This window comes from Bacillus sp. 491mf, assembly GCF_900112415.1.
Lineage (GTDB): Bacteria > Bacillota > Bacilli > Bacillales > Bacillaceae_G > Bacillus_A.
In genome coordinates, this window is sequence record NZ_FOLV01000016.1 from 1 (window position 1) to 14,104 (window position 14,104).

General features: G+C 37.4%; 8 protein-coding genes. 3 read left to right on the top strand and 5 right to left on the bottom strand.

Annotated features, from left to right (window positions below; genetic code table 11):
• Nucleotides 1–406 precede the first annotated feature (406 nt).
• Together BM211_RS15355 and BM211_RS15360 are read left to right on the top strand one after the other, a co-directional pair.
• Nucleotides 407–4,846: a glutamate synthase-related protein gene (locus BM211_RS15355; protein WP_090998434.1), complete on the top strand. Its 4,440-nt coding sequence runs from the start codon at nt 407–409 to the stop codon at nt 4,844–4,846.
• Nucleotides 4,847–5,035: 189 nt separating this feature from the next.
• Nucleotides 5,036–6,124, top strand: a complete 1,089-nt coding sequence (locus BM211_RS15360; protein WP_035433494.1) for an FUSC family protein — start codon at nt 5,036–5,038, stop codon at nt 6,122–6,124.
• Nucleotides 6,125–6,141: 17 nt separating this feature from the next.
• Here BM211_RS15360 and BM211_RS15365 read toward each other — a convergent pair whose 3' ends face one another.
• The 4 genes from BM211_RS15365 to BM211_RS15380 form a co-directional block, all read right to left on the bottom strand.
• The gene (locus BM211_RS15365) at nt 6,142–7,899 is read right to left on the bottom strand and encodes an ABC transporter ATP-binding protein (RefSeq protein ID WP_090998436.1); all 1,758 of its coding nucleotides are present in this window, start codon (nt 7,897–7,899) and stop codon (nt 6,142–6,144) included.
• Nucleotides 7,900–7,960: 61 nt separating this feature from the next.
• A complete protein-coding gene (locus BM211_RS15370) occupies nt 7,961–8,491 on the bottom strand; it encodes a nucleoside tri-diphosphate phosphatase (RefSeq protein WP_035433492.1) in 531 nt (176 codons plus the stop codon).
• A 153-nt stretch (nt 8,492–8,644) separates the two neighbouring features.
• Nucleotides 8,645–8,905, bottom strand: coding sequence for a YgaB family protein (locus BM211_RS15375; protein ID WP_035433491.1), 261 nt, complete (start codon nt 8,903–8,905; stop codon nt 8,645–8,647).
• Between the two features lie 152 nt (nt 8,906–9,057).
• On the bottom strand, nt 9,058–9,333 hold the full coding sequence (locus BM211_RS15380) for a gamma-type small acid-soluble spore protein (RefSeq protein ID WP_177206948.1): 276 nt from the start codon (nt 9,331–9,333) through the stop codon (nt 9,058–9,060).
• Between the two features lie 120 nt (nt 9,334–9,453).
• Here BM211_RS15380 and BM211_RS15385 point away from each other — a divergent pair, with 120 nt between their 5' ends.
• Nucleotides 9,454–9,678, top strand: coding sequence for a hypothetical protein (locus BM211_RS15385; protein WP_035433508.1), 225 nt, complete (start codon nt 9,454–9,456; stop codon nt 9,676–9,678).
• 14 nt (nt 9,679–9,692) lie between these two features.
• On the opposite strand, the gene BM211_RS15390 is transcribed toward BM211_RS15385, so the two are convergent.
• On the bottom strand, nt 9,693–14,102 hold the full coding sequence (locus BM211_RS15390; protein WP_090998438.1) for a lamin tail domain-containing metallophosphoesterase family protein: 4,410 nt from the start codon (nt 14,100–14,102) through the stop codon (nt 9,693–9,695).
• Nucleotides 14,103–14,104 lie beyond the last annotated feature (2 nt).

The window sequence follows — 14,104 nt, forward strand, 5'->3', positions numbered from 1 at the left end:
CCTAACTTCTTAAGAAAAGCGGAAGCGGCTCGCTCAGAATCGCAGGACGCCCACGCCCCTGACAAAGAGGCGCTTTTTGCCTCGTCCGAGGGGGCGAAACGGCCGGAGATTCTAGCCGCTAGAGCTGGACAATGCTTTTACTGAATTTTGAGGCGGGAGTATTACTGCCCACGAATAGCGGGATAAAATTATAAAAAAACAGAGGCAATCCTCTGTTTTTTTATTTTTACTATTTCATAAATTACACAACAATAGTATAATTATTCATAATTCTCTATCTTCAACCGATCATAAAGAGTTATCCTTCTACTCTTCAGCAGTGTTTCACTTTATTATCCGTAATATTAGGTGTCGTACACCTTTAATATTTTGATTATTCTAAATCCAAACAGAGGGGGATTAGCGAATGCCAGATACGACAAATAAATGGACACCATCTTTATTTCGAAATTATGCAAATGCAGAACATGACGCGTGTGGAATCGTTTCCGTAATGGAGAAACGAAACATTCCGACGAAAGAAAACATCGATCTTTGTATACAGTCTCTTGTGAAAATGAATCACCGTGCTGGATTTATTAATAACGAAGGCGATGGAATCGGAATTCATATCGATCTTCCGAAAGCACTTTGGAAAGAGAAATTAATGAAAAATGGTTATAATCCAACATTAGTGGACCATCCTCACTTTATCGTTGGACATTTTTTTCTCCAGCAAAAACAAAGCACCCATGCCCTGCAAAATGAAATCCGCTCCTTACTACAAAAAGAGAATTTAGCGATTCTATTTGAAACTAGCGCCGTAACTAACTCTGATGCCCTCGGACCTCTTGGTAAACAAGAAGAACCGCTATTTTGGCAAATTGCCGTTATCCCAGAAAATCAACATGAAAAGATTGACCAATTATTATTCTCCCTAACGATTGAAATCGAAAAAAATGAAGCAATTCATGTTGCGTCATTCAGTTCGGATTATGTTATTTATAAGGTACTCGGAGCTGGCGATACACTTGTATCCTATTATGATGATCTGCGTCATCCACTCATCGCATCTACAATGACACTTGGACATAACCGTTATTCTACGAATACATTATCTAACTTTTTTCGCGTGCAACCATTTAGCATCCTTGGACATAATGGAGAAATTAATACGATTGCTAAGCTGCGAGATCAAGCTGAAATGATTGATGTGCCGCTTACAGATGGCGGCAGTGACTCGCAAGACTTAAACCGGACGCTAGAAACACTCCTCACCAATTACAACTATAACTTATTCGAAGCAATGGATATATTATTTCCACCAATCGTTAATGAAATAAAATTATACGAGCCACATATGCAAGATTTATATACGTATATCCGTGAAGCATGGGGGCATTTTGCGCAAGGGCCAGCTGGAATTATTTCACGCCATAAAGATGAGGCTGTTTTTAGCGTAGACTCCCTTGGTTTACGCCCCGTTTGGAAAGTAGAAACGGAAAGCTCTTATATTTTTTCCTCTGAACCAGGTGTTATTTCTCCAGCTGAATATGTTGCAGAACCAAAATCACTTGCTCCAGGGGAAAAAATAGGACTAAAGCGAGACCTAGAAGGTGATCTTGTCTTATACGAATACGATGCATACCAAAAAGAAGTATATGCACGTATGAAACAACGAATGGAATGTACCGGCTATCGCAATCATCTATATGTTCCGCCAACAGGTGAATTAGATAACCTTGTTTCCATTACCGAAGTAAAAACGGAGCAATACGCGGCTTTCGGCTGGGACCGCGAACATATTCAGCTTCTCGAACAAATGGCTGAAAAAGGCGCTGAACCAATTCGTTCCCTTGGGCATGATGCTCCTCTTGCAGCACTCGATTCCAGGAGACGAAATGTTGCTGACTTTATAAAGGAAAGCGTTGCTGTTGTAACAAATCCTGCAATTGATCGAGACCGGGAAGTAGAACACTTTTCGACGCGTACAATTGTAGGAAAACGGCCAAATCTATATGCGGCAAATGAACAACCATTTATTGTAGAACTTCCAAGCCCTATCATTTTAGAAGGAGCATTGGGTCAACAAGCTTCCGGGCAGCAGAGCACAGTATCTTACGAACAACTCATCCGTCTATTTTCTCTGCACAGCACTGTTTATAAATTATCCGGAACGTTTACAGAGGATGAAACTTTAAGTGCCGCACTGCATCGTCTTGGTGCAGAAGCTACACTAGCAATAAAAAAAGGCACATCGCTTCTTATCATTGATGATGCAAAAGCTCATCAAAACAACCAATTATGGATTGATCCGCACTTACTTACAGCCAAAATTCATCGAGAACTCGTCAAACATAACCTACGCCGTGATTGTGCAATTATCGTACGTTCCGGAGCAATTCGGTCTTTACACGACATTGTAACTTTATATGGTTTAGGAGCAGATGTTATCAATCCATACCTTACATTTGCAACAGTAAACGATGGAACAGAAACGCCTCTTCTCAATTTATATAACGCATTGAATAAGGGAATTGAAAAAGTGATTTCGACACTTGGAATCCATGAATTACGCGGCTATGGTCGCCTCTTCTCTTCTATTGGTCTACACGAAGAAATTGCACAAATATTGGATATTACAAATTTCCTTGGATCTAGTGGGTTGGCTTTTTCGCTACAAGCACTAGCGGAAGATGCAAAAGCTAGGGCACTCGATTATACAAATGAAAAAGCAAACATCCGAAAAACGTTTCATTTATTTCCGCGCATTTGGAAAGCGATTGGAGATATCGCCAAAGGAAATGCATACGATGACTACCGTGAAAAACTGGATGAATTAGAAGAAAAAAATCCAACGGCAATTCGTCATCTTATCAAAACAAAAGAAACAGACGATAAAATGCCAATTGAGAAGGTTTCAATTGCGGTAAACAATCATAGCTTACCATTTATTGTTAGTTCGATGTCATTTGGATCACAAAATGAAATTGCCTTCCGTGCTTATGCTGAGGCTGCTGACCGATTAAATATGATTAGTTTAAACGGTGAAGGCGGCGAGATTAAAGATATGATTGGTAAATATCCACATACACGCGGGCAACAAATCGCATCAGGACGTTTTGGGGTCAACGCTGAACTCCTGAATTCATCTAATTTAATTGAAATTAAAATTGGGCAAGGAGCAAAACCTGGAGAAGGCGGACATTTACCAGGGTCAAAAGTAACAGCAAAAATTGCAGAAGCGCGAAATGCAACAATTGGTTCGGATTTAATCTCCCCTTCCAATAATCATGACATTTATTCAATTGAAGATTTAGCGCAAATTATTACTGAAATTAAGACTGCCAACCAACATGCAAAAGTCGCTGTTAAAGTTCCTGTTGTCCCTAATATCGGAACTATAGCAGTAGGCATCGCCAAAGCGGGTGCTGACTTTATTAACATTAGCGGTTTTGACGGCGGGACAGGTGCAGCACGTATTCATGCCCTGCAGCACGTTGGTCTTCCTGTTGAAATTGGTGTAAAAGCTGCTCATAATGCCCTGTTAGAAGCAGGAATGAGAGGGTGTGTAGAAATTTGGGCTGACGGTGGCATCAAGAGTGCTGCAGATGTATTAAAAATTATGCTGCTTGGTGCAAACCGCATTGGCTTCGGGACACTGTCTATGATTGCGATTGGCTGTACAACATGCCGCGGCTGTCATTTAGATACTTGTCATGTTGGGATTGCAACGCAAATTGAATCAGAAGTACAAGCGAAAGAACACGGCCTGCGCCGCTTCGTACCGCGAAATTTTGAAAGTGCTGTAGAAGGATTGTTACATTTATTCACAGCTTTTGGAACAGAACTAAAGCGATTAACGGCGCAGCTTGGTTATAGCAACTTACAAGAAATTGTCGGCCGTTCTGATTTATTAGAACAAACGCAAGGACAGCATTTGCTAAATTTACATTACTTATTACAACCATTAGAAGATGTAGCGTGCAATACCGTGCAAACAGCAGTTCCTCAAGAATGTAGCAATGCTCATTATTCCATTACATCTAAAGAACTTATTCATGTTGGCGTCGATCAACGTGTAATGGGCGGTATGGAATCTTGCTATCGCACTCGCAGCAAACTGTATGAAAACCGTGTATTAGAACCACTCACATTAAAATATACAAACGGTTCTGTTCCTGGAAATGGACTAGGCGCCTATAATAGCGAAAACCTTTTTATTCATGTGAACGGCGGCGCACAAGATGGCATCGGAAAAACAGCTTTTGGCGGTGGGATTTATATTACAAAAACAAAAGGAAGGGATGAAAAATACTATAACGGTTCTGTTGGAAAAGGATTCGGATACGGCGCACAAAAAGGATCATTATATGTACAAGGAAACGCTGACGCTAGAGCAGGCATTCGTCTCTCAGGAGCTGATATGATTATTGGCGGAAGAATGACAAAACCACTCCCGAAAGAAGAGCATGGAAATATCGGTGTTCACGCTAATATAAAAGGATTTGCCTTTGAATATATGACAAACGGCCGCGCGCTCGTCCTCGGTGACCCCGGCCCGTGGATTTGTGCCGGAATGACGGGCGGAGTTGTCTACTTACGTCATCATCCTGATTTTGGCTTAACAGAACAATCATTAAAACGACGAATTGCAAAAGGAGCGAATGTTACGCTTCGCCCACTCAGCAAAATAGGAGAATCTGATGTGAAAGAGTTATTATTAGATTATCTTCGTATATTAAATGAGCATGAACAATACAAAGAGGTTGCTCTTCTCTCACTTTTGTTATCCAATCTACATGCTCATTTCTACGAAGTAATTCCAACGAGAGAGCAAGCTGATCCATCTGTTTCAACAGAGTAAAGCAAAAGAATAACCGCTTTTTCATTGATGACCTTTCATTCTCATAGTACTGTATAACAAATCAAAAAAACCTGCTGAAATTCAGCAGGTTTTTTCATTAAAATACTACTTGCTAACATAAGTTAATGAATGTATAGTATCATATTGTACATTCATTCTGACAAGAAAGAAAGGATATAAAAGAAAAGTATGAAACTTGGTGCTCGCGTTTTAAAAACGGGTATTGCCATTACACTTGCTTTATTTGCATGTTTGCTGCTTGAATTACCGAGCCCTGTATTTGCGGGAATCTCAGCAATTTTTGCTGTACAACCTTCTGTGTACCGCTCGTATTTAACAGCGCTAGAACAAATTCAAGCAAATGTGATGGGGGCAATTTTTGCCATTGTCTTTGTGTTTGCTTTTGGAAGTAATCCTTTTATTATTGGATTAACGTGCATACTAGTTATTGCACTTGCCTTAAAACTACATCTAGAAAATACAATCTCCATTGCGCTCGTAACGGTGATTGCCATTATGGAATATCAAGGAGCAAATTTCTTTGATTTTGCCCTATTACGATTCGCAACAATTATGGTTGGAATTATTGCGGCATCTCTTGTAAATTTAATCTTTATGCCGCCAAAATACGAAACAAAACTCTATTACAAAATCGTGGATAATACAGAAGAAATTATAAAATGGATTCGAATGAGCAGTAGGCAAGCATCTGATTTCACAACATTGAAAGCAGATATTGATCGTATGAAAGAGAAAATGATTCGTCTCAATCATTACTACTTGTTGTATAAAGAAGAAAGAAGTTATACAAAAAAAGTACAACTTGCTAAAATTCGTAAACTAGTCCTATTTAGACAAATGTTAGCAACAACAAGTCGTGCTTTAAGTACATTAAAGGCGCTCCACAAAGCAGAGAACGAGTTACGATATATGCCAGAATCATTTCAAGAATCGATTCAAAATGAGCTGGATTCATTAACTCATTATCATGAGCAAGTATTACTCAAATTTATTGGGAAAGCAAAGAAACAGCAATCAGTTGAAATTCTTGACGAAGTTTCTATTGGTAAACAACAACTTATTGATATATTTATGAACTATCAAAATAAAGATGATGAAGAAAGCTATCGAATATGGCTTCACCTGTTTCCTCTCGTGTCAGCTATCATTAATTATAGCGAGGAAGTAGAACATTTAGATTTACTTGTAGACAGTTTCTATACGTATCATAACCCAGAAAATGAACTAAAAATTCAAGATAAACAAGAAGATGAATAAAAAACGACCCTTTCTTATTACGAAGGGGTCGTTTCTTTTATATGTTGAATTTGATATAAATTATAATAATAACCGCACTTTTGCATTAATTGCTGATGCGAACCCTGTTCTTTTATTTCGCCATCTTCTAAATAAATGATTGTATCTACGTGTGTAATTGTTGATAATCGATGCGCAATAATAATTGTAGTTCGATCAGCAGCTAACGTTTGCAGAGCCTCTTGAATATAACGTTCATTTTCTAAATCTAGCGCAGATGTAGCTTCGTCTAAAATAAGCAGTGAAGGATTTTTCAAAAATACACGTGCAATTGCGATGCGCTGCCTTTGCCCACCGGACAATTTCACACCTCTTTCCCCGACCACCGTTTCATATCTATCAGGCAAACTCATAATAAAATCATGAATATGTGCAGCTTTAGCTGCTTCTACTACTTCTTCTTCTGTTGCCTCAGGTCTTCCATATAAAATATTCGCTCCAACTGTATCGCTAAATAAAATGTTATCTTGCAAAACAAGACCGATATGACTACGTAAATTCCGCACATTATAATTTCTAACATCAATCTCATCTACATAAATTGATCCTCTAGAAACATCATAAAAGCGAGGAATTAAACTTGCAAGCGAAGACTTCCCACCCCCGCTTAAACCGACAAGTGCTACTTTTTCACCTGGTGAAATAGACAAAGAAATATTTCGAAGCACATCTTGCTCATGCTCGTTATAACGGAATGAAACATTTTCAAATGTAATTTCACCGCGAAGTGACTTCTTAGTAATCGCATTTGGCGGATCAACAATATCATACTCTTCATCTAATAATTCAAACACACGGTCCATAGAGGCAAAAGCTTGTGTAAGTGTTGTCGAAGAGTTCACAAGGCGACGAAGCGGACTATATAAACTATCCATATATCCAATAAAAGCGACCATTGTGCCAAGTGTTAACGATCCATGAATAACTTCGTAAGCAGAAAAAGCAATTACGATCAAAGGTCCAAGATCCGTCAATGTGTTTACAGTAGAAAATGTCCTTGCTGTCCAGCTCGTATGCGTTAATGCCTTTGTTAAGAATGCACTGTTCTTCTCTTGAAATTTCTCTTTTTCATACTCCTCTAACGCAAAGCTCCGCGTCACTTGCATACCTTGAATACGCTCATGTAAATAGCCTTGCATCGTTGCCAGCGCTTGTGAACGCTCACGTGTTAATGTTCGAAGGCGACTGAAAAAATACTTAACTGTAACTACGTAAACAGGCAGTACAAGTAAGGAAACGAGCGTTAATTTCACATTCATCGAAAACATAACTGTAATCGCAATAAAAATCGTTGCCGTATCAAGCCACACATTCATTAATCCCGTAATCACAAAATCTTTCGTCTGCTCAACATCATTGATTACACGAGATATAATTTCCCCCGTCTTTGTATTGGAGTAATAACGTAAGCTTAATTTTTGTAAATGCGCAAAAATATGCTTTCTCAAATCATACAACACCGAGTTTCCAATACGCTGCGCAAAGTACTGACGATAATATTCAATCGGCGGACGTAATACTGAAAAAATAAACAATGCAATCCCGATAACCACAAATAATTGCGATGTTTTCTGTTCTAGTGAACTCCCGCCTTGAATAATATCATCAATAATATACTTTAATAGCCACGGCATAATAAGCGGAATCCCAAATTTAATGAGACCGATTACGATCGTAATCGTAATGAGACACCGATACGGCTTTACAAATTGGACATACCGTTTTATCCCTTTCATTTCTCTCCCTCCAATCATGTTAAAAGGATAAAACCTGCTGGATACCCTAGCAGGTTTTTCTTTAATCTCTATACATTAAATATCGTTCATACCACATATCAATAAAATCAGGTGCAAACGGACCTTTTCGTTGATGAATCCATTGTGTTAAATACTCAACATTTCGTTTTAAAATCGTATCAATAACAGCTGGATAATTCATAAGCTCACGATGGTTTTCGTACTCATCTTCATCCAACAAAGTATACGTCATATCAGGATACACTTTAATATCTAAATCATAGTCAATATATTTTAATGCTTCATAGTCATAGGCAAATGGCGAACTTAAATTACAATAGTAATACACACCTTCCTGCCTTAACATCCCAATAATATTAAACCAATAATTTGAATGAAAATAACAAACAGCTGGTTCACGAGTAATCCACGTTCGTCCATCAGATTCTGTGACGACCGTGCGATCATTTGCCCCAATAACAACACTTTGTGTCCCTTTTAAAACCGTTGTCTCTTCCCATATTCTATGAATGAAACCATTATGTTTATAACTATGTATTTGTATTTTTTCTCCTTCTTTGGGAAACCCCATACTTTCTCCCTTCTTTCGCCGTGAATGCTCTTCTAAGGTTGTTATTTGTGACACCGTTTGTTTTTTTTACCTCTTTTTCAAACATATTGAGCCGAATTCACTTTTCTTTTTATTATAACGGTTCTGTCGAAATTTTAAAACAAAAGAGCCGATTCATGAAATCGTCTCTTCGTTTGGAAGTATCTTCTCGTTTTCAAAAGCATGAATTACCGCCGTTGTTTGCTGCTCAAATTTCAATTGTAAACTTTTTAATGTTCTTCCTGTTCTTTGAATTTCTTGACGAATAAAATGGAGTTCTTTCGCATCTTGCTCATTCATTTCAAGATGTTGATATCTTTCTAAATGAACTTGTAACTTTAACAATTCATCCATCGTCCGCAATTGCTCTCCAACCAATTCATCAAACTGTTTCATTAAATCCCTCCTAAAAATCCTATTACATATTTTCGAATAAAACCATTCCATCTCCTTTGACTATATTTGTTGACTTATTAGAAGTTATGTCGGCTCACACAAACAAAAAACACTCCTCTTACAAGAGAAGTGTTTTTTGTTATTAATTCATACTAAGATTTTTTTGCAGCTGATTTTGCGTTTTGTTGTTTTACTGCTTGTACATTTGTTTCAGTTGCAAACTCTGTACCATAGCTAGCACCTGCACTTTGAGCGTTAGCGCTAGAAGCTTGAGATTTTTTAGCTTCTGCTTGTGCATTTTGTTGTCTTACTTCTTGTGCATTTGTTTCAGAAGCAAATTCTGTTCCAAAACCTGCGCTTTGAACGCTAGCACCAGAAGTTGTTTTACCAAAACCTTGTGATTTTTTGTTCATCTTTCTCACCTCCACAACAAATAATGTAACCATCCTTAGCTGAATCTATCCGTTAAAAACTTAAAAAGAAAAATATTTTTTACGTATACAGACAAAAACGTTCATTCAAACTAATGATGATGGAGGTGCTGCATGATGTATGTTGGACGTGATATGACAGAGTTATCCATGACTCCAAAAGATCAATGGAATCAAGAAGAACTCGCTTATTTTCATCATTCCTTACAACAAATGATGCCTTATTTAAATGTCGAAGGACAAACGGTTTATAAAGAGATTGTAAAAGAGATTGAATCACGTGGTGGTTTACAAAAAAACGAAGCTAGTTGGACCCATAGCACAAACATTTCTTACGATTAAGAGAAACGTGTTCCCTAACTTGGGAACACGTTCCATCTCCTACCTTTATTACCTGTTGTAAAGGACCAAATTGGTGAAGTCACTTGACCACCATATCGGTCTTCGACTTTCATATACCAGTAATACGTCGTATTTTCCTTTAAATTCTCCAATTTCACTTTTGCGTTGCGCCAATTTGACACAAAATTATCTTTACCTATTACTTCGTTCGTGTACACGTTTACTTCTACATAATCTGTTGCAACTTGTTTTATCGCAGGTTTCAAATCAACGTCTAATTCAAATTCATCTTTTCCTGGATACTCTTCTGGTTTATAAAAATTATATTCATTTAAATATGGAGAGTACGTTTTGACATACATTTTATTCGCGGTTGTATCAAATTGCAAAAGACGCATATAACCTTGTCCACCCTCTGGGCCACCTTGATAATCCGCTAACATTTGATATACTTTACGATCTGCGATTCCGTCCTCATTATCATCAATTTCATCAACTAATGTCTCACTATCATGATAATGTCCGCTCAACACAGCTAACACATTTTTATTCGGTTTAACTACTTCATTAAAAATTTTGTCGCCAATCGGACTACGATTACCTGATACAAGTAAATATTCATGGAGCGATAAAATTGCTTTTCGATTTGGATATTTCTCCAATACTTCCTTCATCCATTGGATATCCTCATCTGTAACGCCCCATCCCATATACAGCATAATAAAATCGTTACCTTTTGCTGAAATCAAATCATAGTGTCCACGGTTATCCTTATAACTTTCACCGTAAAATGACTTATCTTTAAAGCGCCAGTCCCCAAAATATTTCGCGTATGCTGTATAGTCCTCATCTTTATGATTTACATCATGATTCCCAGCCAACACACCATACGGTACTTTCGCATTTTCAAGTACTTTCATATATTCATCTGCACGCTGCCATTGAAATTCTTGATACGACTTATCAACAAGATCTCCTGTATGGAATACATATTTAATATTCAATGCATCTTTTTGCGCAGCAATCCAGTCAACCTGGCTTTTATAAATATGTGGATAACTTTCAGAATAATACTGTGTATCCGACATCCATACAAATGTGTAATCAAATTTATTTGGTGAACTTGGAATCTGATCTTGCACGATCACACTTACTTTTTGATCTTTTACATATTCTTTTGCTAATACAGCGCCTTTTAATTCAAAATCCTTATCTCCAGCAATTTTCGATGTAAGCTCTGTCCACTTATTTGTCGTATAGTTCCAAGCATACATCGTAACTTTTCTTCCTTCTAGAGAACGTCCAAACCACTTTACTTCTACCGTATCATCGTTTTTCACATCAGCAGCAACTGTTACATCAAAGCGATGGTACGGGAATTTCTCTGTTGATTCCGTCTTATAATATTTCCCGTCCTTTTTACTAACTTTACTTAGCTGTTCTTGGTCAAAGCTTTTCTCACCATTTACAGCAAAAGCTTGTGGTGGTTCTTGTTCTATTGTATTTTCGGTAATTTTCATACGATCCGTTTGATTCGGCTTATACACATACCCTTTATAAAATGTTGCCTTCATTGCATCATTTGTTGGATCAGTTACTTTTGCTTCAAGTGTCGGACTCGTACTCACATTTTCCTCTCCATCTTTAGGTGCAATCGGAGTAGGATCTGTTGGATTTTCTGCCCAGGTTTCAAACATAACTGTCTTTTCTTGACGATTTCCTACTTGATCTTCCGCCTCCACATGTAGTTCATGCTTTCCTGCTACTAATTGTGCAGATGACGTTTCGTATGGAGTTATAATCTCTTTACCGTCCAATATAACTTTTTTATTTTTCACTCCTGCTATATCGTCCGTAACTGTTACATCGATTGGAATTTTCCCTTTGTACTTCTTTTCATTCTGTACTGTAGTAGAAATTTGTGGCGGTGTGTTATCAACTTTTACATTCGAGGCGACTTCTTTATTCACACCATCTTGCACTGCAATTCGATGATTTCCATCCTTTTCTTGTTTTGTATCCCATAAATACGCATTTGAAATAAATTTGTCTTCTGGAACTCGGAATCCGAACGTAAATACTGGTGTTGATGTATCTCCATCACCAACTGATAACTCCTGATTTGGATTTGCAAAGTTCGGATCATATAAAGTCGTTCCATCTGCTAATACAAGGCGAACATTTTTTAAATAAAAGTCATCTTTGTTCTCTTCAACTCGATCATCAAATGGAGACGTTTTTGTGCCAGATCGAATGTCAATTTTGAACGGTTCATTATATTTAATTTTTGATTGATCAATTTTTACAGTTAATGTGACATAATCACTATACGTATCATCAAATACACGCAATACTTCATTTCCAATTGTAACTGCGTTTTTAAAATACAAGTCAGTTTGCTTCACATCGAAAGCAAAATAGGCAGGCTTCTCTAAAGCGCGATATGTATTCGTCTCTACTTTCTTTCCGTCCACTAAAAGAGAAAGTTGTTCAGACCCGGCCGACGAAGAGGTTCCTTTTAATAAAACTTGATTTGCGACCACTTCATCATCTTTTACATTAAGACGAAGAGGGCCCTTATCTTTCTCACCAGCTATTTGCACTGCGTACATATTACTTTTTACTACATGTAAACCATCAGAAGCTTCCAAGTAATATGTTATTTTCTCTTTCCCAATTAATTCAGGTGAGTAAATGGTATAATGATATTTTTTATCTACACGATTCTCTACTAAATTTTCAACTTTATATTCTGCATTAGGATTCGTTTTGTAATATAATTTCACACTTTTAACTTGTTCATTATCAAGAACAGAAAAACTCAATTTATGGTCCTGAAATTCAGAAATTAGCCCCTCTGCCTGTTCATGTGAAATTGTCGGCGGAATTGCATCTGCCTTCAAAGCAACTCGTTCAGCCGGTACTTGCCCTTCGAATACAGTTCCAGGAGATGCATTATGCTCTGCACTACTAATCTTTTGCATCATTTGTGAGCCATCTTGAGGGTAGCGATATAAAATTCCCTTATTCGCTTTCACATCAGCTTGGTTTGCTTGATCATTGTAGTAGGCAGCTGCAATTTCTTTCCCCGTCTTTGTTGCAACGACAATGCCACGTGCACTTCCATTCGCCATTCCATTTGAGTATATTCTAACAATATTTTTATTTTCTACTAAGTTCACTCCAAATTGTTTATTAAAATCAGCTACATTCTTCTCATTATTTTCACCATTTATAATCCAAAATACGAGCGACTGCCCTGCTGGAATTACAACATCATCTGGAGTGGATCCCCAGATAAGATCCCCCTCTGCTCCTTCAGATGGATAACGATAGCGAATTGTATAATCCTTAAAATTAAGATCCTTCTCGCTATTGTTATACACTTCAATAAATTCGTATCCATCTGCTTTCCCAACATTCGTCGTGTCTGGCGTCACTTCGGTAATTAAAAATGGCGGTACGCCTTGCGGATCTATTTTTTTATGTTCTACTTTTGTTTCATAGGATTTTTCAATCGTTTCTTGATTACCTTGCACGACAATTTTATAGAATAATGACTTCCCCCACAGCTCTTTTTGAGGAATTGTCACCTTATAAATATCGCTATTTCCTTCTTTATTCATCTGCAATTTTTTGTGCGTCAATTTGCCATCTTGCGTATACAAAATGGCTACATTTTCCCCGCCTTTAATCGTTGCAGTAATAGTTAGATCCTCTGCCTCTGTATGGGTAGGTGATGCTGTATGCTCGATCGTAACGCCAACTTGATCTGATTGTTTTACTGGCTCTGACGGTACTTGAAACGGCTTTTCTTTTTGATTATTATCTTTTTGTGCAGGCTCTAGCTGTTTGGAGTCTTCTTTTTGTGTGGATTCTGTAGTTTCAAATGTAGTATAAGTCCCAGGGGATGGTCTTTCATTTTTTATTTCTTTCTTTGTTTCATTCCAAAAAGAATGAATTGATATATCTTTAGTCTCTTTTCTTGTTTCAATGACATCTAACATTTTATTTTTCTCATTCGCTACCTCAATCTTAATTTTTTCATCACTTAAATCCTCAGTAGCAAATAAAACTTGATCTTCTTTTATTTCTGTCTTATAGCGCTCATTCAGCTCATTAACGGTTTTATTTCCAAATAAGATTAACTTCGTTTCTTTCGGTTGTACAAATTGCCTTTCATTTTTATCTTTAAGTTTTAGTACTTTTCCATTGACCTTCAGTTGAACATTTTTCATATCCATAACTTTCGCCGATGAGTTATACAACTCGATATAGCGTAGATCATCTGTATAATGAACTTCTGAAATGAGAGCTTGCTGATTTTGTTCCTTCTCCTCAGCAAAAGTGACATAACCTGTCCCAGCCAATGTTTGAAACAAGAAAGTCGCTACAATTGCTGAACGGATTGCTTTTTTAAACATTT